The following is a 22463-nucleotide window of genomic DNA, read 5'->3' as shown; positions in this document are numbered from 1 at the left end:
ACCTCTCCAAATCGGAAAGGTTTTCATTTATCTAATACTGAAACTTCCTGAAGGCTTCCAGCGTTTTATCAATCTCTGTATCGCCAATCGCAGACGAAATAAACCAAGTTTCATAGCCACTTGGCGGAAGATAAATCCCCTGTTCCAAAACCTGATGAAACAGATTGTTGAACAAACCAATATTGGAATTATTCACTTCATTAAAATTACTTGCAGAAGTCACATCAAAGAAAATCGACATCATACTTCCTTTTCTATTGATTCTGTGTCGGATTCCTTTTTCATTCAGGATTTTTCCGATTTCGAAATCTAAGGTTTCGGTTGTTTTATCTAATTTTTTATAGAAATCAGCATCTTCTTTTATCAATTGTAAAGTTTTGAGTCCTGCTCTCATTGCGAGAGGATTTCCACTCAAAGTTCCGGCCTGGTAAACGCGCCCTCTTGGCGAAAGCCAGTTCATAATTTCGTTTGGTCCCGCAAAAGCTCCAACCGGCAAACCGCCACCAATCACTTTTCCGTAAGTTACCAAATCTGCCTTCACGCCCAAAGCTTCCTGTGCACCGCCAAAAGCCAAACGAAAACCTGTCATTACCTCATCAAAAATCAATAATGCACCATTCTCATCACAGATTCTTCTAAGGTTTTGAAGGAACTGATTTTCTGGTAGAATACAACCCATATTTCCGGCAATCGGTTCTACGATAATCGCCGCAATCTGTTCAGGGTTATTTCTGAAAAGTTCTTCTACCTGTTCGATATTATTGTATTCCGCAAGCAAAGTATCTTTTGCTGTGCCTTGTGTAACGCCTGGAGAATTCGGACTTCCAAAAGTCGCCATTCCACTTCCTGCCTGAATCAAAAACGAATCCGAATGTCCGTGATAACAACCTTCGAACTTGATGATTTTTTCTCTTTCTGTGTAACCTCTCGCCAGACGAATTGCGCTCATACAAGCTTCGGTTCCTGAAGAAACCATTCTGATTTGGTCAACGTTGGGAACATTTTCTATGATAAATTTTGCAATCTCCGTTTCCAATTTCGTCGGTGCACCGAAAGAAAAACCTTTCTCAGCCTGTAGCTTCAGAGCTTCCAAAACTTCGGGATGCGTGTGTCCTAAGATTGCCGGTCCCCACGAATTGATATAATCGATGTAAGTTCTATTATCTTCGTCTGTAAGGTATGCGCCTTTTGCAGATTTCATAAAAATAGGAACACCTCCCACAGATTTGAAGGCACGAACCGGCGAATTAACACCGCCCGGAATATATTGGTACGCTTCTTCAAAAAGCGCTGAACTTCTTTGGTATAACATTATTGTTGTTTATTTTGTCCGAAGTCCGATGACGGAAGCCGGATGTTTTAAATATTATGTTTTTTGTCTTCGGACCTCAGACTTCTATCTTCCAACTAAGACCTAGGTTTTTTACTTTGCAAATAAATTATTTGTCCTGCTCTTGGCTCTTCGCCAGCCTCCATTCTGTTTTTGGAGTACAGTTTCTTCAGTTTGATTCCGAATTTCTGAGCAATATCGTGCATTGTTTCGCCAATTCCAGCTTTGTAAGTAGCAATATTTCCGGATGAACTTTTACTTTCAAGGAAAATAATATCGTTCTTCTGAAGCTTAGAGCTTTGCAATTCGTTGTATTTCAACAGGCGCTTTTCACTAATCCAGAATTTTTTAGCAATATCTTCTGCATCAGCATCCACTGGCATTACAAAGAATTTCAGATTGTTGTTCGGATGATTTTTCACCAAGATATTCTTGAGAAGATTAGCCTTGGTTTTTGCATCTACAATTTCAGAAACTTCCGCTTGCTTTTTCGCATAAGAACCTTGTGTGTAATCTACTTTCACTGTTGGCGGAGCAACTTTTTCATTTTGTTTTTCCTGACTCAATTGCGCCATAAAAACCGCATCACTATTCAAGTTGGGATACAATTTCAAAATCGCATAATAAACCTCATCCTTTGTAGTATTATCAAATTCATACAATTTGTATCGCTCGATTTTATCAATCAGGATGTATGCATATCGAGGATTGGTTGCATATCCCGCTTTTTTTAGACCGTGAGCCCAAGCTCTGTAATCTTTTGGGTCTAGGTCAAACAACTTGGTGTAATATTTTCGAGTTGCCAGAAAAATCGAATGATCTTCATAAGACTGTTTCGGGTCTTCATAAACACGGAAACATTCATTCGGGGCATCGTCTGTGTGTTTCATTGTTTTCCCTGTCCATTCTTCTTTACACTTGATCCCAAAATGATTTTTCCCTTCCAGCGCCAATCGGCTTTGTCCGCCGCCGGTTTCCAAAAGTCCCTGAGCCAGTGTGATACTCGCTGGGATTTTGTATTTCTCCATTTCTTCCACCGCATAAGGTGCGAATTTCTGGATATATTGGTCTTCCGTTTTCCAGGTTTGTGTTTTTGCAAATCCTAAAACACAAACAAAACCAATCGCCAATAATTTTTTCATTTTCAATATTTTAAAATATTTATTCTTTATTTTTAAGGAGCTAATCCCGCTATCCGCTATATCTTTTTTGTCATTGCGAACGAAAGTGAAGGCAATCCTTAGAATTTTTCACCGCAATGCCAAAAAAGGATGCCGCTACTATCAGGGCTATGGGTTTCTAATTCTTTTCAACTTTTGTCATCAAAACAAAATTTGAAAACTTAATCAACCCCTTCAGTTTGAAACTCTGAAGAGGTTTTATTCCGCAATTAGTTCCCTTCCTTTACTTTTCAAAAACTGATTTGCTCCTTTGATTCCCTGTAATCCACCAGTATGAAACGCCAGAATCTTTGAACCTTTCGGAAAGAAACTTTTCTCTGCCAAATCAAAAATCTTCTGCATAATCTTTCCTGTATAGATTGGGTCAAGCGGAATATGGTATTCGTTATAAAACCAATTTATAAAACGAATATTCTCATCAGTTATTTTTCCGTATCGCTTTTCATCCGCATCAATCAATTCAAAATTGTTTCTTCTACTCCATTCTTGGATCATTTTCCCCAGCGAATCATCCTTTACAACCTTGATTCCAATTACTTTCTGATGTTCTTCTGCAAACCTGGAAATCCCAGCAATTGTTCCGCCAGTTCCAACAGCCGTGCAAAGATAATCAAAATCTTTGGTGTCATTTCCCAACATATATTGGACGCCTTCAACTGCCATTTCATTACTTCCACCTTCTGGAATAATCAATGAATTGGGATATTTCTCTGAAAATTTTTGAGTTAATTTTTCTTTATTTTGATAATCTTCTCTTGGTACAAAGAAGAACTGCATTCCGTTTTTGGAAGCTTCGGAAAGTGTTGGATTGTCTTGCCAGTTATTCTCCAATTCATTTCCTCGGATAATGCCAATTGTGGGAATATTAAATTGTTTTCCAAAAGCAGCAACCGACGCAATATGATTTGAAAATGCACCTCCGAAAGTAATCAATAAAGGATTCTCTGGTTTATTTTCTAAGTATTGATTGACATTGAAAAAGAGTTTCCAAAATTTGTTTCCGGAAATTTTCGGATGAATCAAGTCTTCTCTCTTGATAAAAATCTGAACATCAAAATCAGTTTTGATTTCAACAATGGGGATGTTATGTTCCGGAATCTGAAGCATTGTCAAAAATAAATATTTCCAGTGAAAGCTTCTATGACAAAACTTATTTTATAATAATATTAACCAACGAATCTCTTGCGCCCCGACCTGAGTGGAGCTCTTTTTCTGTTATTGCGACTTTACAAAATTTCTACAGATTGTTTCATGTTGTTCGCAATGACAGAAAAAAGCGGGAACGGAGAGCGGATAAAGGCGCCCAAACCTAACGAAGTCGACTTAGTCAAACAAAAAATCCACCAAAAATGGTGGATTTGCTATTTATAAATTGTGAAAATCTATTTTGTTCTTTCGATGATTCTTTTCACTGCTTTTACAACAGCTTCTGCATCGATTTGATATTTTTTCATCAATTCTGCAGGCGTTCCGGATTCCCCGAAAGTATCGTGTACCGCTACAAACTCCTGAGGCGTTGGTCTTCTTCTAGACAACATTCCAGCAACAGATTCTCCAAGTCCGCCAAGATAATTATGTTCTTCTGCAGAAACAATTCTACCTGTTTTCTCTACAGATTTCAAGATGATTTCTTCATCCAAAGGTTTGATGGTGTGGATGTTGATGATTTCAACTGAAATACCTTCTTTTTCCAACTCATCTGCCGCTAACAAAGACTCCCAAACTAAATGTCCGGTTGCAACAATCGTAACGTCTGTTCCTTCTTGCAAAAGAATTCCTTTTCCAATCTCGAAAGGCATATCTTCCGGAATGAAAACCGGTACCACAGGACGTCCGAATCTCAAATAAACGGGACCTTCGTGTGCAGCAGCAGCTAAAGTCGCCGCTTTTGTCTGGTTATAATCACAAGGATTGATTACCGTCATCCCAGGAAGCATTTTCATCATCCCGATATCTTCCAAAACCTGATGCGTTGCGCCATCTTCGCCCAAAGTAACTCCAGCGTGAGAAGCAGCAATTTTCACATTCTTTCCAGAATATGCAATCGACTGACGAATCTGATCGTAAACTCGAGAAGTTGCAAAGTTGGCGAAAGTCCCAGCAAAAGGAATTTTCCCATTGATTGTCAAACCTGCAGCCAAGCCCATCATATTAGCCTCAGCAATACCTGTCTGGAAAAATCTTTCCGGTGCTTTCTCTATGAATTTCTCCATTTTAAGCGATCCGATTAGGTCTGCGCAAAGTGCTACAACATTTGGATTAGTATCAGCTAACTCTGCCAATCCTGCTCCAAAACCGGAACGTGTATCTTTTTTTTCTGTATATGTATATTTCATTTTATTATAATTGATGGATGAATATTATAATTGATAAATAATAGTTGATAAATGATTTTTACTGTATTTTACTTTACGTGAAAAAGAATCATTAATCATTAATAATTTATCATTGATAATTAATAATCTGCTGGTGCTTCTAAATATAGTTGTTTGAAAGCTGTTGCCAACTGCTCATCATTAGGCGCTTTTCCGTGCCAAGCGTGACTTCCCACCATAAAATCTACTCCACTTCCCATCTCTGTATGAAGAAGAATCGCAACAGGTTTTCCGTTTCCGGTTTCTGCTTTTGCTTTGTTGAGAATAGCAATAACCGCCTCCAAATCGTTTCCGTTTTTCTCTTCAAGAACCAACCATCCGAAAGCTTCTAATTTTCTTCTCAAATCTCCCAAAGACAATACATCATCTGTATCTCCATCAATCTGTCTTCCGTTATAATCTATTGTTGCGATGATGTTATCCACTTTCTTGGCAGATGCATACATCAGTGCTTCCCAGTTTTGACCTTCCTGCAACTCACCATCACCATGAAGTGTGTAAACCAAAGAATTATCTCCGTCTAATTTTTTACCCTGAGCGGCTCCTAAAGCAACTGACAAACCTTGACCTAACGAACCTGAAGCCACTCTGATTCCCGGTAAACCTTCGTGTGTCGTTGGGTGGCCTTGTAATCTTGAGTTTAATTTTCTAAACGTTGCTAATTCTGCAACTGGAAAAAATCCAAATCTCGCCAGTGTGCTATAAAACACCGGAGAAATATGTCCGTTTGAAAGGAAAAATAAATCTTCGTTCTTACCTTCCATAGAAAAAGGTAATTTGTAGTTCATAACTTCCCCGTAAAGTGCTACAAAATATTCTGTACAACCAAGAGATCCTCCCGGGTGACCACTGTTTACAGCGTGAACCATTCTCAGAATATCTCTTCTGATCTGCGTTGAAAGGCTTTTCAGCTCTTCTATTGATTTGCTCATTATATTGGATTTGCTTTCTTGCGAAATTACGTTTTTTTGATGACCTCAAAAAATCTGCGGTTATAAAAATTCCATAAAAAAACCACTCAGATTTGAGTGGTTTGAATTATTTATTTTAAATAAAATTATTTTCCAAACTTGTAAGTTAAACCAAATTGGAAAACTCCGTTTCTAAGGGCGTCGTCTTCATTTTCTTTTGCAATATCTGTAACACCAGCAACATATCTGATATTAGCTCCAAAGTTTGGTGTAAAATCATATCCAGCTCCCAAACCAATCCCTAAATCAAATCCGTTTATAAAGTCTTTTGCATCTTCTGAACCACCATCCCACTTATCTTTTGCACTAATTAAAAAACTAAATTCCGGACCAGCTTCTAAATAAAACTGAGGCGTTGCTTTATACTGGAACATAACAGGTACTGAAATATAATCTAAATTAGTAGATCCATCACCAGGCCCATCATACTTCACACCTTTTCCATTGTAAAGTACCTCTGGCTGAAGACTAAAACTTTCCGCTAATGGAACATTAACAAAAGCACCAGCATAAAAGCCAAATTTAGCTTTACTATCATCAGAATTTGAAACACTTGAAACATTGGCACCAGCCTTTAAACCAAAAGTTTGTGCATTGGACAATCCAAAGATTGCAATTGCGGCTGTAAAAATTAATTTTTTCATAGTTGTAATTTTAAAAATGTTATTAATTGTTAATTTAACTTAAAACATTGCTAAATTAATATTTTTTTCCAAACTTCAAAATAAAATGTAAAAATTCTACAATTAACATAATTCAGCACTTTTTAAGATTCAGACAAATCAAAAACTCCAGCCTAAAAAGACTGGAGTTTTTAAATCTATTTTGTGAAATACTTATTTCAAATAAAAATTATATCCTACGATTACTGCACCGACAGATTCCTTCCCTACAACCGGGCGGTCATCATAATATCTTCTATTGTCTCCTGCAATACTTTGATAACCAATGTATAGTTCACCCGTCGGCATATTATACATAAATTTTGGAAGTGCATAGAAGCCGCCGTTCACATGCTCTGCAGTAGAGATTGCATATCCTAAATCAAGACCAACTCCAATAGGCGCTCCAGAAAATGAATATTTACCAGAAACTGCCACCGGAATAAAACCAAAATCATCTGCTTTTATCGATCCACCTGGATAATCATAACTTTTACCTATAAAGTGAGAATATCCTGTTGCAACGCCAAGATCAAAACCTTTTGCGATATTCCATCTGTAAGCCGCGTCAAGTCCTAAAGTGAAAGGAGAATTACCTGTAGTTGGAGCTCCAATGTGAGCACCTAATTTGAATCCTTCCTGGGCCTGTGTAAAACCAAATACAGCAATGGCTGCTGCTAAAAATAACTTTTTCATAGTTTCAAAAATTTAATTTCAGAAAAAACTTACCAAGTTTTGTACCAAATATTAAATCTTTACTTTTTTTCGCTGTTGTTATAAGCCACGATAATTTTTTTAACAACAGGATGTCTTACAACATCTTCTTCTGTAAGATACACAAAACCGATCTCATTGATATCCTTCAGGATGCTCATCGATTCTTTGAGGCCAGATTGTTGTTTAGGCGGGAGATCGATTTGGCTCGGGTCGCCTGTGATGATAAACTTAGCATTCATTCCCATTCTTGTCAGGAACATTTTCATTTGAGAATGTGTGGTGTTCTGCGCTTCATCCAGAATCACAAAAGCTTCGTCCAGGGTTCTACCTCTCATAAAAGCCAAAGGTGCAACCTCGATCACTTTCTTTTCCATATAACCTTCCAACTTCTCGTGTGGGATCATATCGCGAAGTGCATCATAGAGCGGCTGCAAATACGGATCAAGCTTCTCTTTCAGATCTCCGGGAAGGAATCCCAAACTTTCACCTGCTTCAACTGCAGGTCTGGTTAAAATGATTCTTTTAACTTCTTTATCACGGAGCGCTCTTACAGCCAAGGCAACACTCGTATAAGTCTTTCCTGTTCCAGCAGGACCAATCGCAAAAACCATATCCTTCTTCTCAGAAACTTTGACCAACTTCTTAAGATTTGTGGTTTTAGCTTTGATCGCTTTACCATTAACGCCTTTTACAATGATATCCTGATCGAATACCAATTGTTTTTCGGAATCGTCTTTTAATTTTAAAACCGATTCGAGCTGTTTGATTTCTATAGAATTATGCTTAGAGATGTAAGCTGTTATATCGTCCAGTTTTTGCTTGAAGAGATCCAGCGTTTCCCTGTTTCCCATTGCAAAGATGAAGTTGTCTCTGCCAGTGATCTTAAGGGTTGGAAAACTGGATTTTATCAGATTGAAATTCTGATTCTGAACACCGTAAAATGTCTTGGTGTTGATATCTTCTAGTTCATAATTGATTTCGAACATAAATAATATTAGTGGTTAGTCTAACAAATATATGAATAGATTTGACATCTTATGCGCCTTTAAAAATTGAATTATATTAAATTTGCAACAAATCTTATCAAATGTCAGTCATCACGCTTACTTCAGATTACGGACTTGTGGATCATCGGGTCGCAAGCATCAAAGGTAAAATACTCAGCTGGAGCGAGGATGTAAAAGTAGTTGATATCACTCATAACATAATGGCTTATAACCTTTTGCAAACTGCTTATATTGTAAGAAATGCCTATAAATTTTTTCCGGAAGAAAGCATCCATATCATTTCTGTGGACAGCTTTCATCATAAATCTAGGAAGAATATTATTACCAAAATAGATGGTCATTATTTCATTTGTGCGGATAATGGAATCATTAACCTGATGTTTTTTGACATTAAACCAGAAGCTATCTATGAAATAACTTTGAATAACAGATTTGATGACAAGGTTTCTTTTCCATCGACAGATATTTTTGTTCCTGCAGCAATGCATCTTTACAAAGGCGGATTACCGGAAGTGATTGGCAGAAAAATTAAAACAATAAAAGATATCTCTTTCCCAAAAGCGATCTATAACGAAGCTGAAAAAATGATTGTTGGTGAAGTGATGTATATTGATAACTTCGGGAATGTGGTTTCCAATATCAGCCGAAAATTTTTCGAAAAGCATGCAGCAATTAATGGGGAGTTCACGGTAAGATTCCGAAATATTGTATTGTCAAAAATTATGGAGCAATATACAGATGTCGTGACGGATTGGAACAGGGAACCGGAATTCCACGGGAAATCATCTGTTATTTTCAATGATGCTGACCTCTTGGAAATCACCATTTATAAAGGCAGTGTGCTGAATGGTGCTTCTACCCTATTCGGGATGAGTACCGGAGAGAAAATCTATGTAGAATTTGTATAAAAAAACCGGCAATATTTGCCGGTTTTATTTTTATTTGAAGATATATTATTCTTTGATTAATTTCTTAGTAAAGCTGTCGTTCTCAGTTTTAACCTTCACAACGTAATTACCAGTTTTCAATCTGGAAACGTCAAAGGTATTTTTTGACAAACTTTCTGTATCGAATTGTTTAAGTAATTTTCCAGAGATATCATACAATTCTACAGAAACCATTTTATTGATTCCTTTGAATGTGAATTGATTTTTAACCGGGTTAGGAGATAATACAATATCTTTAGAGTTTACCACATCATCTACAGCTAATGCCGTACAGTTAAAATTAGCTTTGAAACCTGCTCTGGTTCCAGCATCATCCGAAGTGAAGATAAGGGTGATAGCTCCCGAAGCATGAGTAGATTCAAAAGAGTCCGGAATTGTGGTTCCTGTTAATCTTGCTGCGCCTGAAAAGACTGGAGAATTGGCTAATCCATTTCTAATCATTAAGTAATCAGTCGTACTTTCAAGATCAAACTCTGTAAATGTTATTTTTAGCTTTTGCCCTTCTACATCCGGATAGAAAGTCTTTGTCCATTTTTCATTATTAGAATAATTTCCATTTTCGCCCCCTGTATCTGTAATTATTTTACCACACCATGAACCATCTGTAATGAAAATCTGACTTTGTTGGTAAGTTGAAGCGCAATCTGTTCCTACTTCAATTTTGTAAAAAGAGTTAGCTTCAAGATTTGTGAAGTTCAACACTTTGTTGGTTGTAGACCCAGATGCTATTACGCTTCCATCCGTCGTTTTAGTCAATCGATACTTCCAATTTGTTCCTGTAGCATCTACAATTGTTGCAGTAGCAGTGTTAGCTGCAAGATTACTAACTGTAACTCCAGTAACGGTAACATCACAAGAAGCAATACAGTCTGAACCAAGGCAAGGTTTCCCTGCAATAGTTTCTCTAATCAAGTCTCCTGGCTGCTGTCCAAAACCGTTAGCAAAGCTGATTCCTACTGAACCTACAAGATGACAGTAACTCATAATAGTACCTTTGGTTGTTGTAGGAAGTGGCCCATCACAACCTTCATCATTTCCTGACGCTGGTCCACAACCATCGATAGCTGTATTATTACCATTCCAAGCACAGGCGTGAGTATGAGGAGAACCAAGGTTATGTCCTAGCTCGTGTGTCATAGCTTCGATATTCCAAGAATATGTAGGAACAGCAATGTTTTGATTATTTACACCACAATAAGAATATTTATAAATACTACAAAGTGAATTAACATAAGCAACACTCGTCGTTGCAGGATTCCTAATCAACTGAGCAAGATCTCCATTAAAAGAAGTTCTCGTCGTTCTGAATTGATTAAGTATCACTCCTGGTTGGCCAGCATATGGATCTGTAGTTGTCCAAACATAAGTTTCACTCATTGCTACTTTTACGTTCTCATTATCATAGAGTGTTTTGATATTATTGAACAAAGCCGTGACCCAATTCACCGTAGAAGCTACATTAGAACCATTCTGTGTATATGGTCCATAACCAACTTCAAAATAAATTCTTACACAACTGTTAGCATCTTTGGACGCTTTTTTCTTGTTGGGATCAAATGATATTTTCTTAGTTTGATTTTCCGGAAGTTCATCCGCGCTACAAGAGAACGGATTTTGAGATTTCAACTTGTAATCACTGTAAGACACAAAATCTTGAGAACTTTTAGTTTTCCCCACAACGATATTTCCAAATTGATTTGTAGAAGCTACACCAACAACATCATTATCAAAAAAACTGAAGGCAACAACAGACGTATTATCCCCTTTGATGATACCTTGATAATAAACCCCAGGTGTATAATTAGCATCTCCTTTATCAGTTCCTACTTTAAAACCTCCGGCGAAAATTTCATTTTTAACCAATTCTACTGTAACCTCTCCATCTTCAAACGGAAAATCCATTTCCATAGTTTCTGGTTTTTCGTTTACAATTCTCTGTAATTCTGTCGGTTTCAACTGCATTACCGTCACACCTTCCGCTTCATTTTTGTAAGTTGCAGCATTTTTTGATGCAACATCTTTTGTAAAAGGACTAAATTTTGCGAAAGTTTTTTTCGCTGATTTTTGTGCTGCCACTTTCTGCGCAATCGGTTTGAGACTTTGAGAAAACCCAAAAACCGTAATACATACAGAAAATAGCAGTTGTAAAATTCTCTTCATAATTAGAATAATTAAATTTATCCTACAAAAAAAAGGTTTTTTTTTCAGAATCAACTCCTCAAATTACATTTTAACAGTTTTATATTAATTTAAAATTTATAATCAAATTTGATTTATTTTCATATAACAATAAAAATAGCTTAGAGTAACAAATCATAAATTGATTAAAAATCAAAAAAAATAGCCAAAAACTTATTTTCGGCTATTTAATTACTAATGCAAAACAATTATTCTTTTACTATTTTCTTACTGATAGTCTCTTTATCGGTTTTTATTTTCACTATATAATAGCCTGATTTTAATTTGGAAACATCAAATGATTTTTTTGCCAAACTTTTCTGATCAAATTTTTTCAATAATTTTCCAGATAAATCATAAACTTCAACATTGACAATATTTGGTATTCCTTTCAAAATAAATTGATTTTTAACAGGATTTGGAGAAAGCATTGGTTCCTTAGAATCTGTAAGTTCATCAATACCCAATGTTGAGCAACCCAATAAAGCTTTGAATCCTTTTGCCGTAACTTCGGAATCTGAACGAAACGTAATAGTGATAGCCCCTGTTGAATGCGTGGATTGATATGAAGCTGGAAGTGATGTTCCGCTTAAATTAGCCGCTCCAGAAAAAGTTGGAGAAGTTGCAGTTCCATTTCTGATCATTAGAAAATCATAACCTTGTTCCAAATCAAATTCCTGAAAAGTAATTTTAAGTTTTTGATTAGAATTATCTGGATAAAAAGTCTTGGTCCAAATTTCACCATTGGTATAATTTCCATCTACACCACCAGAATCCGTAATGGTTTTGCCACACCAGTCATCATCCGTTAAGATAATTTGACTTAGTTGATAAGCTCCTGAACAATCTGTTCCAACCTCCAATTTATAAAAAGTTGCGGGTAAAAGATCAGTGATAGTGATTGTTTTCACATTGGTATTTTCAGATTTCAAAACTGTACCATCCATTTTTGACACCTTGTATTTCCATTGCGTTGAGGTTATATCGGAGATAGTAGCAGTAAAGGTTGTTTTTGTTGTATTACTAATTCCTAAACCGGTAATCGTAACACCGCAAACATTGATACAATCTGTCCCTAAACAAGCTTTGGAATCAACTGTCTGTCTTATCAAAGCGCCTGGCTGCTCCCCAAAACCTAGAGAAAAATTAACGCCTACAGGCATCAGATGGCAGTAGCTCATTATTGTTCCACCATTTTCAGGTATTACATCGGATGAGCAATTTAACCCCTCACTATCAATAATTGCAGGTCTGGCAGTTGGACCGCACCAATCAATAGGTGTATTATTACCGTTCCAGAAACAGGCATGCGTATGTGGAGACCCTAGCGAGTGTCCCATCTCGTGTGTCATTGCCATTATAGTCCAGGAATAAGTTGGAACATTACTATAAGTCATATTGATCCCAGAATAAGCATATTTATTGGAACTGCATAACGAATTAAGATAAGCAACACTGGTTGTCGCGGGGTAGTTGACAAGATGTGCCAAGTCTCCGTCAAAAGTTGGTGTATTAGCTCTGAATGCAGTAAGATTCTGATTATATGTTCCTGTGTAAGGATCTGCGGTTTCCCAAACCTTAACAGTTTTAAGAGACATTTTTACACCATCATTGACATACAGCGTATTGATATTATTATGCACAGCTGAGATCCAGTTAACCGTATTGACTACACTGGAACCATTTTGCTGAAAAGGCTGGTTGCATATTTCATAGTAAACTCTTACACAATTATTAGTCACTTGTGGTGCTTTTGAAGTTTTTGGATCAAAACTAGCTTTCTGCTTTTCATTTTCCATCAACTCATCTACTGCACAAATAAAAGGATTGCTTCCCGTTAATTTTTGATCATTATAAACCACAAAATCGTCAGAATTTTTAGCCTTTCCTAATATCACATTTCCTATTTGAGGCGCAGATGCAATCCCAACAATATCATTATCAAAAAAACTAAAAGCAACTACCGATTTGTTATCTCCTTTAATAATTCCTCTGTAGAAAACGCCCTTTTTATAATTATTAATTTTCCTTTTATTAGTTTCAACTTGAAATTCTGGGGAATAAATATCTACTTTTACCATTTCAAGTACCAATTCTTTATTCTCAAAAGGAAAAGTGAATTCTATAGCTTCTGGTCGTTCTAGCAGAATATTTGACAGTTTATTTCCATCCAGATTCAAAACCTTCAGATCTCTGGCTGCTTGCTGATAAGCTGTTTGTTTTCCTGAATTATCAAGATCAAAAAGTTTAACTGATTGAAAATTGATTCTTTTCGAATGATAATCATTGACTTCTTTAGCAATTGGTCTTAATTGAGCGAAACCCAAAATACCGAAAACTAAAAAGACAAACAATTGTAATTTTGTTTTCATAGAATTATTATTTTGGCACAATATAAAGATTTTAAATCAAAATATGATTATAAAAATCTAAACTTAATATCAATAACCTAATACAGATGATTTAATTCAAATTTTATCTTCAAGCAAATAAAAGTATCTTTGCAAAAAATCCGTAGATGCTTTACACGATTATCAAGGCAATTCATATTATTTTTATGGTAAGTTATTTTGCCGGGATTTTCTATCTCGTGAGATTATTTGTCTATTATAAGGATACTGATGAGTTTGATGAAGTGAAACAGCAGATTCTCAGAAATCAATACAGCTTTATGGCAGTCAGACTTTGGAATATAATCACTGTTCCCGCCGGAATTCTGATGTTGTTAAGTGGACTCACTATGATTTTTCTTAATTCCGGATTACTTAAAACACCTTGGTTTCATTTGAAACTGACATTTCTTATTGGACTTGGAGTTTACCATTTCTGGTGCTGGAAACGAGTGAAAGAACTGAAAAACCTCAACGGAAACACACTCTCGATTCCGAATATCAAGCTTCGACAATTCAATGAGATTGCAACATTTATTTTATTCGCAGTTGTTTTTACAGTAATTCTCAAATATTCCGTTATACAATATTGGTGGCAGTTATTACTCGGGTTTTTTGGAATCATTATTCTGATAACTTCGATTGTAAAACTGGTGAATAAAAATAAAGATAAAAGAACAAAGAGTAAAGACTGAAGAATTCAAAAGCATCGGTCTAACAATAAAACCTAAAACTCTAATACACTCAAACTCTACAACCATTTATGATAGCTATATTCAAAAAGGAACTTTGGAATTTTTTCGGAAACTGGAATGCGTGGCTTATCATCGCTGCTTTCAGTATTATTTCCGCATTATTCCTGTTCTTCTTCGAGAACAATTTTAATCTTTTCGAGATTGGAAGTGCGACACTGCAAAGTTTCTTTGTGCTCTCTCCTTGGCTTTTTATGTTCATCATTCCCGCAATCAGTATGAGAACTTTGGCTGAGGAAGAACAATCCGGAACCTTATTTTGGCTGTTTTCTCAACCGGTGAAAATTACCGAAATCGTTGGCGGGAAATTTCTTTCCGTTTGGCTGGTTGGCATTTTATGTTTGTTGCCATCGTTGGTTTATTATTATACTGTTTACGTTTTGGGCGTTCCGGAAGGCAATATAGACGGAAGTATGACTTTCGGAAGTTATATCGGTTTGATTATTCTGATTGCCGCTTTTTCCGCAGTCGGGATTTTAGCTTCGTCGCTGTCATCGAACCAAATTATGGCTTATCTGTTGGGCGTTTTCCTTTGTTTCATTCTTTATTTTGGGATTGAGCAATTGGCAAGTTATAAATTAATGGGAGGAGCAGATTATATTTTGCAGAATATAGGGTTTTACCAGCATTTTTTGGTATTTACAAGAGGCCAAATTGACACAAGAGACGTCTGCTATTTTCTTTTCGTCATATTCTTAGGATTAGGATTGGCAAGCTGGTTTGTTTGGAAAAAGAAATAAGGAAAGAATCAAGAAAAAAGTATTAAGAACCAGCCAAAAAGGGTGGAAATCCAGCCAAAAGGGCTCGATAAAGACACAAAAAGGGTGGAAAACCAGCCTATTTGGTTCAAAAACCACTCTAAAAGGATAGAAAACGAGCCTTATAGGCTCAACTTAAAGCCTAAAAGCTTCGACGAAGAGGCAAAAAGGATGGAAGTTGATGCAAAAAGGGTGGAAGATCAAAATAAAAAATCCTTCAACTGACAACTAAATAAAGATGAATAAAAAAAATAAAATCACTTTGATTATCATAGCTGTTCTCCTGATTATCGGGATGAGCGGACTTGTCTATAAACGTTTTGATTTGACGGCTGAAAAACGCTACACACTTTCGGAATCAACAATCAAAGTTTTGGAAAATGTAAAAAAACCGATGACGATTGAGGTCTATCTGGAAGGCGATTTTCCGGCTTCTTTCAAACAGCTTTCGAACGAAACTAAATTTATGCTGGACGAGTTCCGAAAAATCAATCCGAAAATCGATTATAAATTCCGTGATCCGATTGCTGAGAAAATCCCGCAGGATACATTGAAAGGAATGGGAATGCAGCCTTCGATTCTTCCTGATATGAAAGACGGGAAGATCTCCGAAATCGTGATGTTTCCTTATGCTGCTATTAAATACAATGGTTATGGAACTTCTGTTCCATTGATTGTTCAGCAATCCGGAATTGACGCAGCGACACAACTGAACAAATCCATTGAGAACTTAGAATATAACTTCGCTTCCACTATCAAAGGAATGACGGAAGAAACGGCGAAGAATATTGGTTTCTTGGTGAACCAGCAAGAATTGAGTCCGGATGAATTCCGTGGATTTTTGGATTTGGCAATGGAGAATTACAATATTGGTCCCATCATTCCGGAAAACAAAACTGAATTGTCTTTGGCAGATGTTTCTAAACTAAAACAAATGGACGCTCTGGTTATTGCAAAACCAAGAAAGGCTTTTACTGATAATGAAAAGGTGATTCTTGACCAATACATTATGAATGGCGGAAAAACACTTTGGATGATTGATGCAGTCAATGCTGAAATGGACACCCTTTTCCAGGCCAAGAAAATAATGGCTTATCCGATTGACCTTAATCTGACTGATTTTATGTTTAATTATGGATTGAGAATTAATCCGGCGTTGGTAAAGGATATGAAAAAATCGGCGTTGGTAAGAATTGTTTCGGGTGAAGTTGCCGGTAATCCACAGTATAGCAGTTTCCTTTGGCCTTATTTCCCGTTAGGAATCGCTGAAACCAAAAATCCGATTACCAAAAACATCAATCCTGTAAAATTCGAATTTCCGACTTCGATTGATACACTGGGAAGACCAAATATCAAAACCAAAGTTCTTTTCGAATCCAGCGAAAGAACCACTAGCAAAACTGTTCCGAATTACATTGCACTTTCTGAAATCGTAAGAACAGACAGCATCGGAGAAATGGAACGCCCAACTCCACCGAAGATTTTTGCGGTGGCTTTGGAAGGGAAATTCAAATCTGCTTATGCGACAAGAAGCGAGAAGAATTCTTATCCTGGATTCAAAGCTCAAAGTCCTGAGAATAAAATGCTCGTGATTGCCGATGGTGATATTGCCAGAAATCAAATCTGGAAAGGACAACCACTTCCTTTGGGAGAAGATTTGCTGACCAAAGAACATTACGGCAACGCACAATTTTTGAGAAATGCTTTGGATTACCTGTTAGACGACAGCAATATAATGGAACTAAGAGACAGAACAATTGAAGTGAGATTGCTCGACAGACAAAGAATTGATTCAGAAAAATCCGATTGGCAATGGTTTAATCTGCTTTTACCGTTAGGAATTCTAGGGGCTTTAGGAGCCGGATTTTATTTCTTGAGAAAGAAAATGTTTTCTTAATATATGTTTAAAATTAATAATTGAACCACAAAAGTCACAAAAGAAAATCAAGTACAGAAAATTTGTAAAAGAGCAAAAAAGATAATTTAAATAATATGTTCTTTTTTGAACATTTGAAAAATTTAAAAAGATGATAGCTTTTGTGACTTTTGTGGTTTGAAAATATTAAAACAATGAAAAACCTTTTACTTGCTTTAATTTCGGGCGTTTTGTTAGCCATTTCGTGGCCGACATACGGGATTCCGTTTTTTATATTTTTTGCTTGGGTTCCGCTTTTGATGATGGAACACAACATTGCAAAATTCAGCGATATCAAAAAGAAAAGATTGGCAGTTTTTTGTTTTTCATACCTCACATTTTTGATTTGGAATTGGGTTACGACGGGCTGGCTTTACAATTCGCAATTGCCTGACGGAAGCAAATCTCTTTTGGCAGTTTTGTTTCCAGTTTTGACCAATTCATTTTTTATGGCGTTGGTTTTTGTGTTTTATCATATTTATAAAAAAAGTCAGGGAACTTATTTCGGATTGGTCTTTTTTGTAGCGATTTGGATGTGTTTTGAAAAGCTTCATCTCATTTGGGAATTTACCTGGCCTTGGCTGAATCTCGGAAATGTCTTTGCAGAATATCATCAGTTTGTTCAGTGGTATGACACTTTAGGTGCCACCGGCGGCAGTTTCTGGATTTTGATTTGTAATGTTCTGGTATTTTATACGATAAGAATTTGGGAAGCTGGAAGAATCAGAAAATCTTTGATTAAAAATGTTTTGATGACAGCAGGTTTTATCATTCTTCCAATGGTCATTTCTTTAGTTAAATATTATAATTATTCTGTAAAACCAATCGGAACAATTAATGTGACGATGCTTCAACCAGCTTTGGATCCATATACCGAAAAATATCAGAAAGACAGTTTGACAATTGAAAGTGATTTGCTAAAATTGGCTACAGAAAATTCGGTTTTACAAAGCGATAAAAAATCAAAAATCGATTTATATCTTGCACCGGAAACTTCACTCCCGGGAATTGGAGGTTTCAGCGAAAGAGGTTTTAATAATAGTTTGTTGATTAATAATATCAAAGGATTCCTTTCCCAACATCCGAAATCTGTTTTCTCTGGCGGAATTTCCAGCTATTATGTTTATAGAGAAGACGAAGAAAAACCATCAACAGCGAGTTTTCTTGACAGACAAGGCATTTGGCTGGACGAGTATAATTCTGCAATCCAAATTATCCCGAATCAACAACCCGAAGTTTACCATAAAGCAATGCTCGTTCCCGGCGTTGAGATTTTTCCTTACATCAAAGTTTTTAAGCCAATTTTAGGCGATGCAATGTTGGATTTAGGCGGAACAACGCGCTCTCTTGGAATTTCCAACGAACGAAAAGTTTTTGCCAATCCTTACAACAAATCTGTAATTGCGCCAATCATTTGCTACGAAAGTATTTATGGAGAATTCGTGACTGGTTATGTCAAGAAAGGAGCCAATCTTTTAACCATTATAACCAACGATTCTTGGTGGGGCTATTCGCAAGGTCATAAGCAATTGCTGGTTTATGCAAAGCTTCGTGCGATAGAAACCAGACGAGAAATTGCAAGAGCAGCGAATAGTGGAACAAGTGCGCACATCAATTCCCGAGGCGATATTGTAGACGAATTACCTTACGGTGCAAAAGGCGCATTAACCGCAAAAGTCAATCTGATTGACAAAGAAACGTTTTATACCAAAAGCGGCGATTTTCTTTCCAGAATTTGTCTTTTCGTAATTGGTGCGTTGCTACTTTTTATTCCCGGGAGAAAGTATTTGAGTAGGAAAAAATAGGAAATCATTTTCTTGCGTAATAACAACTTTGACTGTATAAATAGCTCAAGTTATTTTCTGATATCCAACTGTATTTTAACAAAATATCTTTTTTGAATTGATTAAAATTTACAAATTCGATTTCTCCATTGATAACCGAACCGCCTTTGTAAATATAATTATTGGCAAATTGATTAACCTTTTTGCAAATAGAATTTAATTTATCCAAATCCTCAGAAGAAATATCAGGATACTTTTTATGAATTCTTTCGTGAATAGGCCTCAACCAATTCTCACCGAATTCCATTGACATCTCCAATGCAGTATTTAATATTTCTTCTGAGAAATTCATTATAAATTTGGCAAATACCTTTCCTTAATAATATTCAAATGATGAATGTTGTGACCAACTGTTAATTTCCCGATGGTTTCCACTTTGATGTCATTTCCATTCACAATTCCAATCAATTGCAGGGCTTCTTCCGGAAGATTTTTAAAGAACTTGATTGATAATTTTCTGGTTAATTTGAATTCTTTTATCAAACTTTTTAAAGTTCTTCTATCTGCATAAGAATGATCTGCCCAAGCTTCTTCATCAAATCCCGAAACCAAAGATTGGTCTTTTCTGGAAAATCTGAGTGCACGATAAGCAAATACTTTTTCTGTATCGATAAGATGTTGCAACAATGTTTTCAAACTCCACTTTCCTTCCGCATAAGCGTAATCACCTTGTTCCTCGGAAAGCGACTCATAGATTTGTAAAGTTTCATCAGAAGCCATTTTCATTTCTTCAATCCAATGTTCCGAAGGAACTAAATCAAGGTAACGTTGTATATATTTTTCGAATTCTGTCATAGTTAGCGACTTCGTTAAGTCGAATTTTAATTTTTGATAAATTTTAAATTTGCAACCCCTTGTTTGGTTTCAACTTTAATGATGTAAACACCTTTATTAAAATAAGAAATATCAATATTTTTATTATCTGTTTTTTCACTTTTCAAAACTCTTCCAGACATATCAAGGATTGCATAGCTGTCAATTTTTAAAGAACTCATAATAGTAAGGATACCATTAGACTTATTTTGAGATATTTTAATTTTATCATTCAAGTTAACTATCTCTTCCGTACTTTGAACCTCACAATTATCTACAGCAAAAGGCGGATATCCGAATTCGTTGCAATTTATTTTTAAATCTGTGAGATTAGGATTGTTTTCAATTTTGGGTGGATAACAACAAGTGCTAAACATATTTCCAGCCTCACTAGAAAACGGACAAGACATCCAGTCAGCTAGGATACACCAACTCGTATTTTTACCATTTTGAAGATTTAGACTTTTAAAGTTATTATTATTAAATCTGAACAAAACGTACGCTCTGTCGGGCATACTCAAAGAAGATTGAGACAGGTCTAATGTTTCCAATATATTATAAGAGCAATCCAAAGCAATCAGTGATTTTACAAATTGGAAATTCGTAAAAGATGTAATCTGATTTTTTTTACAGATCAACTGTTCTAATTTGCTGAGATTCGTAAAATCTACTGTAGTTATTTTGGCATAAGCGCAGTCCAAAACTTTCAAATTCTTAAAATTACTGAGCCCTTCTAATGAAGAAATATTTTTTATTGTTAAAGGATTATCATAATGCCCCCAAAAATAAAAAACAGTATAACTAAAATCACTAAATCTCCCATTGAAACTTATAAGAGATACATTCTCTGCTTCAGAAATCTGGATTTCGCCATCATTATTTTGATCTAACTTTATAGAATTATTATTGAGATCACGTACAAATCCATTAGTTGAATTAGATTCTAATAAGAAGCTTTTAAAATTAGCATCCGTAAAATTTATATTTTGTGAGAATGCAAAATGCACAAATGCTAAAAACAGTAGGTTAAATAGTTTTTTCATAGTTTTTCTTCTAAAGATATAAAAAAATAAATTATGAAAATATATTATACTAAATCTAAATCAATTGTTGATTTGATTGCAGATACATTCATTAGATTCAAGAATAAAAATAATGCAAATTAACATTTAAATTTATAATTCTATCGTCCACTCATAAAAATTCACTCCATCATATTTTTTGAAACCCACACTTGGATATAATTGATTTCCAATCCTATTTTCTTTTCCGGTTTCTAAGTACATTCCGCAAGAATTGGAAGTTTTGCAAAGCTCTTTCGCACTTTCTATTAAAGCCTTGGAAAACCCTTTTCCACGGGAATTCGAATTAACGTAAAGGTCATTCAAAAGCCAATAACGTTTCATTCTTGTTGATGAAAAAAGCGGATACAATTGCGTGAACCCAACCAATTTCTCTTCATCCTCTGCTACAAAAATCTCAGAATCGTTTTTCTCCAATCTTTCGGCCAAAAATTGCTGAGCCCCGGCTAAATCAGTTGTTTTATGATAGAACATTCTATACTCATCAAACAATTGAGAAAGCTGAACCAAATCGTCCTGAGTCGCTTTTCTGATATTATTCTTCATCTTCGTATTGTTCAAGATAATAACTGAATGTAAAGCCTTCCACCTCATCTTCAGAATCTTCCAAAGTTGTCAGAAGATCTTCAAATAATTCCAATTGGTCAACGCTCATATTCACAAATTCCAGATGAAGTGGCATTTCTAATCCTCCGGAAATTACATCAAACAATGCATCCAGATTATCGCCAAAACGTTCCGGCAGTTCTAATTTTGATTTCAGTTGTTCGTAAAAGTCTTCGTAATCGCCAATGTCGACGAAATCTATATATATTTCTTTCATTTTTCTATAATTTTGTCGGAAGTCGGAAGACCGATGTCCGAAGTTTTTTAATATTGAATTTTAATTTCATTCTGAACAAACTGAAAGAACCGAATCAGAAATCTTCTGACTTCTGACCTCAAGCTTCTGACTATTGTTTCTCAAACGATTTATAATGATTTTTCGTGAGCCAAACATCGCCATTTTTTGTAAAGACAATTCGATCGGCGCCTCGGTTTCCGCAATTATAATTCACATCAGCTTCGTAATATTGTTCGCCTTTTGGCAATTTTTTTTCACGATTACTGAATTTATCTCCGCCAATGGCTTTTCCCTGCAAAACATCGCAAAGATTACCTTTGGAAGGATTCCAGCCTTGACTTTTCGCTTCTGATTTTGTGATATAATAATCCGGCAATTGATGATTTGACTTCAAGAAAGAAATAACTTTTGTTTCATTCGTCAACTCTTCTATTGAACTTCCTTCAAAAGGTTTTTCAGCATCAAATTTAGTTTCGGATTTATTCTCAGATTGAACAACATCAGGCTTTTGATTTCCAGCTTCCGTCGGGATTTTATTTCTCTTCTCGATTTTATAATTCGAAATCAGATACATTGTCAATATTCCGGCAAATGCTCCGATGAGAAAGAAAAACAGGGTTTTCAGTTTTGGATTCATTGATGAAAATTTCTATGCTAAAATAATGAAAACCTTGATTCTTACAGAAGAAAAAACAAA

General features: G+C 35.7%; 22 protein-coding genes. 6 read left to right on the top strand and 16 right to left on the bottom strand.

Going from position 1 to position 22463, the window contains the following annotated elements; all coding sequences use genetic code 11:
* Window positions 1-31: 31 nt before the first annotated feature.
* The 8 genes from hemL to BXY58_RS04925 all read right to left on the bottom strand — a co-directional run bounded on the left by hemL (window position 32) and on the right by BXY58_RS04925 (window position 8222).
* Window positions 32-1312, bottom strand: coding sequence for a glutamate-1-semialdehyde 2,1-aminomutase (gene hemL / locus BXY58_RS04960; protein ID WP_120212717.1), 1281 nt, complete (start codon window positions 1310-1312; stop codon window positions 32-34).
* 95 nt (window positions 1313-1407) lie between these two features.
* Window positions 1408-2472, bottom strand: a complete 1065-nt coding sequence (locus BXY58_RS04955; protein ID WP_120212716.1) for a glucosaminidase domain-containing protein — start codon at window positions 2470-2472, stop codon at window positions 1408-1410.
* A 237-nt stretch (window positions 2473-2709) separates the two neighbouring features.
* Complete coding sequence (locus BXY58_RS04950) at window positions 2710-3618, bottom strand: 1-aminocyclopropane-1-carboxylate deaminase/D-cysteine desulfhydrase (RefSeq protein WP_120212715.1); 909 nt, start codon at window positions 3616-3618, stop codon at window positions 2710-2712.
* A gap of 275 nt (window positions 3619-3893) precedes the next feature.
* Window positions 3894-4847 carry a transketolase family protein gene (locus BXY58_RS04945; protein WP_120212714.1) on the bottom strand — a complete coding sequence of 318 codons (954 nt, stop codon included), beginning with the start codon at window positions 4845-4847 and terminating at the stop codon, window positions 3894-3896.
* Between the two features lie 119 nt (window positions 4848-4966).
* A complete protein-coding gene (locus BXY58_RS04940; RefSeq protein ID WP_120212713.1) occupies window positions 4967-5818 on the bottom strand; it encodes a transketolase in 852 nt (283 codons plus the stop codon).
* Window positions 5819-5943: 125 nt separating this feature from the next.
* Window positions 5944-6501 carry a porin family protein gene (locus BXY58_RS04935; RefSeq protein WP_120212712.1) on the bottom strand — a complete coding sequence of 186 codons (558 nt, stop codon included), beginning with the start codon at window positions 6499-6501 and terminating at the stop codon, window positions 5944-5946.
* A gap of 192 nt (window positions 6502-6693) precedes the next feature.
* Complete coding sequence (locus BXY58_RS04930; RefSeq protein WP_120212711.1) at window positions 6694-7215, bottom strand: hypothetical protein; 522 nt, start codon at window positions 7213-7215, stop codon at window positions 6694-6696.
* Window positions 7216-7274: 59 nt separating this feature from the next.
* Window positions 7275-8222, bottom strand: a complete 948-nt coding sequence (locus BXY58_RS04925; protein ID WP_120212710.1) for a PhoH family protein — start codon at window positions 8220-8222, stop codon at window positions 7275-7277.
* Window positions 8223-8323: 101 nt separating this feature from the next.
* On the opposite strand from BXY58_RS04925, the gene BXY58_RS04920 reads away from it, so the two are divergent.
* Window positions 8324-9151, top strand: a complete 828-nt coding sequence (locus BXY58_RS04920) for an SAM hydrolase/SAM-dependent halogenase family protein (RefSeq protein WP_120212709.1) — start codon at window positions 8324-8326, stop codon at window positions 9149-9151.
* Window positions 9152-9196: 45 nt separating this feature from the next.
* Here BXY58_RS04920 and BXY58_RS04915 read toward each other — a convergent pair whose 3' ends face one another.
* Together BXY58_RS04915 and BXY58_RS04910 are read right to left on the bottom strand one after the other, a co-directional pair.
* Window positions 9197-11350: a M12 family metallo-peptidase gene (locus BXY58_RS04915; protein WP_229728403.1), complete on the bottom strand. Its 2154-nt coding sequence runs from the start codon at window positions 11348-11350 to the stop codon at window positions 9197-9199.
* Between the two features lie 227 nt (window positions 11351-11577).
* Window positions 11578-13740 (bottom strand): M12 family metallo-peptidase, encoded by a 2163-nt coding sequence (locus tag BXY58_RS04910; protein ID WP_120212708.1) that lies wholly within the window; start codon window positions 13738-13740, stop codon window positions 11578-11580.
* A 146-nt stretch (window positions 13741-13886) separates the two neighbouring features.
* Here BXY58_RS04910 and BXY58_RS04905 point away from each other — a divergent pair, with 146 nt between their 5' ends.
* The 5 genes from BXY58_RS04905 (at window position 13887) to lnt (ending at window position 18988) form a co-directional block, all read left to right on the top strand.
* Window positions 13887-14453 carry a CopD family protein gene (locus BXY58_RS04905; protein WP_120212707.1) on the top strand — a complete coding sequence of 189 codons (567 nt, stop codon included), beginning with the start codon at window positions 13887-13889 and terminating at the stop codon, window positions 14451-14453.
* 68 nt (window positions 14454-14521) lie between these two features.
* Window positions 14522-15250: an ABC transporter permease gene (locus BXY58_RS04900; RefSeq protein ID WP_120212706.1), complete on the top strand. Its 729-nt coding sequence runs from the start codon at window positions 14522-14524 to the stop codon at window positions 15248-15250.
* Window positions 15251-15292: 42 nt separating this feature from the next.
* The gene (locus BXY58_RS04895; protein WP_120212705.1) at window positions 15293-15493 is read left to right on the top strand and encodes a hypothetical protein; all 201 of its coding nucleotides are present in this window, start codon (window positions 15293-15295) and stop codon (window positions 15491-15493) included.
* A 13-nt stretch (window positions 15494-15506) separates the two neighbouring features.
* Window positions 15507-17165 (top strand): gliding motility-associated ABC transporter substrate-binding protein GldG, encoded by a 1659-nt coding sequence (gene gldG / locus BXY58_RS04890; RefSeq protein WP_170144194.1) that lies wholly within the window; start codon window positions 15507-15509, stop codon window positions 17163-17165.
* A 173-nt stretch (window positions 17166-17338) separates the two neighbouring features.
* Window positions 17339-18988, top strand: a complete 1650-nt coding sequence (lnt, locus tag BXY58_RS04885) for an apolipoprotein N-acyltransferase (RefSeq protein ID WP_120212703.1) — start codon at window positions 17339-17341, stop codon at window positions 18986-18988.
* 4 nt (window positions 18989-18992) lie between these two features.
* On the opposite strand, the gene BXY58_RS04880 is transcribed toward lnt, so the two are convergent.
* From BXY58_RS04880 to BXY58_RS04855, 6 genes are all read right to left on the bottom strand, one after another.
* On the bottom strand, window positions 18993-19319 hold the full coding sequence (locus BXY58_RS04880) for a hypothetical protein (RefSeq protein ID WP_120212702.1): 327 nt from the start codon (window positions 19317-19319) through the stop codon (window positions 18993-18995).
* Window positions 19319-19822: a DinB family protein gene (locus BXY58_RS04875; protein ID WP_120212701.1), complete on the bottom strand. Its 504-nt coding sequence runs from the start codon at window positions 19820-19822 to the stop codon at window positions 19319-19321. Before BXY58_RS04875 ends, BXY58_RS04880 begins: the two co-directional genes overlap by 1 nt.
* A gap of 26 nt (window positions 19823-19848) precedes the next feature.
* Window positions 19849-20883, bottom strand: coding sequence for a T9SS type A sorting domain-containing protein (locus tag BXY58_RS04870; protein WP_120212700.1), 1035 nt, complete (start codon window positions 20881-20883; stop codon window positions 19849-19851).
* Between the two features lie 132 nt (window positions 20884-21015).
* Window positions 21016-21468 carry a GNAT family N-acetyltransferase gene (locus tag BXY58_RS04865; RefSeq protein WP_120212699.1) on the bottom strand — a complete coding sequence of 151 codons (453 nt, stop codon included), beginning with the start codon at window positions 21466-21468 and terminating at the stop codon, window positions 21016-21018.
* Window positions 21458-21745 (bottom strand): barstar family protein, encoded by a 288-nt coding sequence (locus tag BXY58_RS04860; protein ID WP_120212698.1) that lies wholly within the window; start codon window positions 21743-21745, stop codon window positions 21458-21460. The genes BXY58_RS04865 and BXY58_RS04860 overlap by 11 nt, the downstream gene beginning before the upstream one ends.
* Before the next feature lie 130 nt (window positions 21746-21875).
* Complete coding sequence (locus BXY58_RS04855) at window positions 21876-22403, bottom strand: ribonuclease domain-containing protein (RefSeq protein WP_120212697.1); 528 nt, start codon at window positions 22401-22403, stop codon at window positions 21876-21878.
* Window positions 22404-22463 lie beyond the last annotated feature (60 nt).

The sequence above is a fragment of the Epilithonimonas arachidiradicis genome, assembly GCF_003610695.1.
GTDB classification, from domain to species: domain Bacteria; phylum Bacteroidota; class Bacteroidia; order Flavobacteriales; family Weeksellaceae; genus Epilithonimonas; species Epilithonimonas arachidiradicis.
This window is presented reverse-complemented; position numbering and strand designations above follow the sequence as displayed.

What these genes read in the sequence shown, in the direction of transcription:
- BXY58_RS04930 (WP_120212711.1), bottom strand. Translation starts at nt 7,215, where the DNA reads ATGAAAAAGTTATTTTTAGCAGCAGCCATTGCTGTATTTGGTTTTACA.
- BXY58_RS04905 (WP_120212707.1), top strand. Translation starts at nt 13,887, where the DNA reads ATGCTTTACACGATTATCAAGGCAATTCATATTATTTTTATGGTAAGT.
- BXY58_RS04955 (WP_120212716.1), bottom strand. Translation starts at nt 2,472, where the DNA reads ATGAAAAAATTATTGGCGATTGGTTTTGTTTGTGTTTTAGGATTTGCA.
- BXY58_RS04880 (WP_120212702.1), bottom strand. Translation starts at nt 19,319, where the DNA reads ATGAATTTCTCAGAAGAAATATTAAATACTGCATTGGAGATGTCAATG.
- BXY58_RS04860 (WP_120212698.1), bottom strand. Translation starts at nt 21,745, where the DNA reads ATGAAAGAAATATATATAGATTTCGTCGACATTGGCGATTACGAAGAC.
- lnt (WP_120212703.1), top strand. Translation starts at nt 17,339, where the DNA reads ATGAAAAACCTTTTACTTGCTTTAATTTCGGGCGTTTTGTTAGCCATT.
- BXY58_RS04900 (WP_120212706.1), top strand. Translation starts at nt 14,522, where the DNA reads ATGATAGCTATATTCAAAAAGGAACTTTGGAATTTTTTCGGAAACTGG.
- BXY58_RS04920 (WP_120212709.1), top strand. Translation starts at nt 8,324, where the DNA reads ATGTCAGTCATCACGCTTACTTCAGATTACGGACTTGTGGATCATCGG.
- BXY58_RS04950 (WP_120212715.1), bottom strand. Translation starts at nt 3,618, where the DNA reads ATGCTTCAGATTCCGGAACATAACATCCCCATTGTTGAAATCAAAACT.
- BXY58_RS04865 (WP_120212699.1), bottom strand. Translation starts at nt 21,468, where the DNA reads ATGAAGAATAATATCAGAAAAGCGACTCAGGACGATTTGGTTCAGCTT.
- hemL (WP_120212717.1), bottom strand. Translation starts at nt 1,312, where the DNA reads ATGTTATACCAAAGAAGTTCAGCGCTTTTTGAAGAAGCGTACCAATAT.
- BXY58_RS04915 (WP_229728403.1), bottom strand. Translation starts at nt 11,350, where the DNA reads ATGAAGAGAATTTTACAACTGCTATTTTCTGTATGTATTACGGTTTTT.
- BXY58_RS04855 (WP_120212697.1), bottom strand. Translation starts at nt 22,403, where the DNA reads ATGAATCCAAAACTGAAAACCCTGTTTTTCTTTCTCATCGGAGCATTT.
- BXY58_RS04875 (WP_120212701.1), bottom strand. Translation starts at nt 19,822, where the DNA reads ATGACAGAATTCGAAAAATATATACAACGTTACCTTGATTTAGTTCCT.
- BXY58_RS04925 (WP_120212710.1), bottom strand. Translation starts at nt 8,222, where the DNA reads ATGTTCGAAATCAATTATGAACTAGAAGATATCAACACCAAGACATTT.
- BXY58_RS04910 (WP_120212708.1), bottom strand. Translation starts at nt 13,740, where the DNA reads ATGAAAACAAAATTACAATTGTTTGTCTTTTTAGTTTTCGGTATTTTG.
- BXY58_RS04940 (WP_120212713.1), bottom strand. Translation starts at nt 5,818, where the DNA reads ATGAGCAAATCAATAGAAGAGCTGAAAAGCCTTTCAACGCAGATCAGA.
- gldG (WP_170144194.1), top strand. Translation starts at nt 15,507, where the DNA reads ATGAATAAAAAAAATAAAATCACTTTGATTATCATAGCTGTTCTCCTG.
- BXY58_RS04945 (WP_120212714.1), bottom strand. Translation starts at nt 4,847, where the DNA reads ATGAAATATACATATACAGAAAAAAAAGATACACGTTCCGGTTTTGGA.
- BXY58_RS04870 (WP_120212700.1), bottom strand. Translation starts at nt 20,883, where the DNA reads ATGAAAAAACTATTTAACCTACTGTTTTTAGCATTTGTGCATTTTGCA.
- BXY58_RS04935 (WP_120212712.1), bottom strand. Translation starts at nt 6,501, where the DNA reads ATGAAAAAATTAATTTTTACAGCCGCAATTGCAATCTTTGGATTGTCC.